The organism is Actinomycetospora sp. (genome assembly GCF_055612215.1).
The window spans coordinates 1-2,312 of sequence record NZ_JBVPVA010001192.1 but is presented as its reverse complement, the minus strand read 5'-3'; the positions used below and the strand labels follow the sequence as shown (position 1 = coordinate 2,312).

Sequence of the window (2,312 nt, the reverse complement as noted above, 5' to 3'; positions counted from 1 at the left end):
CGGTCGACGTCGTCGGGCGGCAGCCCGAGGTCACGCCGCACGAACCGGCGTCGGCGGGCCAGGCCGAGCTCGATGTCCGCTGCCTCCTCCGCCGCCTCGGAGCCCGGTTCGGCGCGTTCGAGGACGTCGGCGGCCGTGATCATCGCCGTGGTCAGCCACTCCTCGGCGAGCTCGGCGCGGCCGTTCTCGACGAGCGGGTCGGTCACGTAGTGCGGGGCCATCTCGTCGCGGGACAGCAGCGGCCGCAGCGCGTGCAGCTCGCGCATGCCCTCCTCCTCGTGGCCGAACCGCAGGAGGAGATCGGCGTGCCGACCGCGCAGCCACCGCTCGTCCCTGGTGTCCCGCGCCTTCCCGATCGCCCGCTGGGCGAGCGAGACCGCCGACTCCCCGTCCTGGCACTTCTCGGCGAGGTCCGAGGCGAGGCCCAACGCGTAGGAGGCGTCGCCCTCGTCGGCGAGCCGCCCGTCCTCGGCGATCGCGACCAGCTCGTCGATGAAGGGGCGCGGGTCGTCGGCGCGGTTCGCGTCGTAGGCGATCCCGGTGAGGTCGTCCTCGGTCAGCTTGGCGGCCACCCCACCGACCGTAGGCGGAGCACCGCCGCGGGGGAGAGCGGGTCCACCCGCGATGCGGCAGGTCGTCCGCCGCCGGAAATCGATCCCTCCGGGAGCGATGTCGGTGTTCCATGACCGACGACGGAGCGATGGAGGGGGCTCGATGGGGGACCAGACCGCTGTGGGGCTGCTGCCGGGGACGACGGAGCGGCTGATCGCGCGCAGCCTGCGCGTCCCGGCGGTCGACGGGCCGTCCGGGAACGCCGAGGTCGTGGCGCGGCAGCTCGACGTCGCGCTCCTCTCCGAAGGGTTCGTCGCGCCGGCCGAGCTCCTCGCGCACCTCGCCGGGCTGGAGCCCGGCACCGCCTTCGACGCCGCCGTCCGGATCCTCGAGGGCGTCAAGGAGCGCATCGGTTCCCACGTGGAGGCCAACCCGTACTTCATCGACTTCCCGGCCGGGGTGCCGCCGACCGAGCACTTCTGGGCGCAGTGCCTGGCGAGCCACGGCGTGGAAGCCGAGGGCGTCCCGTCGGGGGTCGTGGACCTCACCGTGCTGCCCACCTACGGCCGCTACCAGCACTCCTTCGCCGAGATGCTCGCGCGGCGCGAGCCGCGGACGGCCTCGCCCGACGACCGCCGGACGCACCTGGTGCTGGGCGGCTCGCTCGAGGAGGAGGCCCGCCGCGCCTACCTCGAGCTCGCCGGCGCCACCACGCCGCCGACCCGCGGTGACCTCGCGCTGCTCGCCGACCTCGCGGCCGCCTTCGTCGGGGAGGAGCCGCCGACGGAGGTCCCCGCGGTCGAGAACCGCGCGACGATCGACTCGGCGCGGATGGCCGCGGGTCGCCCGCTCGTGCTGTGCGGGACGGTCACCGACGTCCTGCGGGTCGCGGTCCGGGCGTCCGGCGGCGACGTCGCCCTCGCCGAGCCCGCCCGCATCCGGTCGTTCGCCCGCCGGGAGCGGCGCGCGCTGCTCGCGGCGCTCGACGACCTCGTCGGGAAGCAGCCGTCGGCGCTGTCCGACGTCACCCGGCGTCGGGAACTCTGGAAGCGGCTGGGGGAGCGGCTGCACCCGCACGAGCACGGGAAGCACTGGCCGCACGCGGCGCGCGTGTTCGCCGTGGCGCGGGGTGAGGAGGTGGCGCGCTCGGCGACCGCCCACGCGGAACTGGCCGCCCGGCGCGGTGACGCGGTCGCCGCGACCGAGGCGCTCGCCGCCACCCCCGGGGTCCTGATTCGCTGGGCCGACCGTCTGGTGCGCACCGCTCGCCCCGAGCAGCAGGAGCAGGTCGTCGACGGCATCGCCCGGGCGCTGCCGTCCGTATCCGGTCGCGTGCTCTTCTCCCTGCGCGGGCACCTCGAGAACGCCGACCGACCGAACCGGGAGCGCCTGTTCGTCACCCGCCGCGGCCGGCCCCATCTCGAGCCGGAGACCCGCGAGCCGCTCCCGCCCCACGCGGCCGCGCGGCTCGCGGCCCTCGTCGACGACGAGATCGCGCGGCGGCTGCGCACGCCCGGGACGCTCGTCGTGCATCCCGCGGTCCGGCCCGTGGCCCTGCCGACCAGCGGCAAGGCGGCCGCCGACGGGCACGCGGTGCTCCCTCGCGGCACGACGGCGCGGGCCGCTGCGGCCACCGACCTGCTGCGCTTCTTCATCGACTGGCGCGAGGCCGCGCACCGGACGGACTTCGATCTCTCGGTGCTCTTCCTCGACGACGACCTCCACGCGGTCGGGCAGGTGTCCTGGACGAACCTGCAGGA

At 75.7% G+C, this 2,312-nt stretch carries 2 protein-coding genes; one reads left to right on the top strand and one right to left on the bottom strand.

Annotated features, from left to right (window positions below):
- Positions 1-572, bottom strand: a 572-nt coding sequence (locus AC0CYZ_RS31910) for a hypothetical protein (RefSeq protein WP_472222325.1), incomplete at its 3' end; no start/stop codon positions are given.
- Between the two features lie 142 nt (positions 573-714).
- Between AC0CYZ_RS31910 and AC0CYZ_RS31905 the strand changes: the two genes are divergently transcribed.
- A partial coding sequence (locus tag AC0CYZ_RS31905; RefSeq protein ID WP_472222323.1) for a hypothetical protein occupies positions 715-2,312 on the top strand: 1,598 nt, incomplete at its 3' end.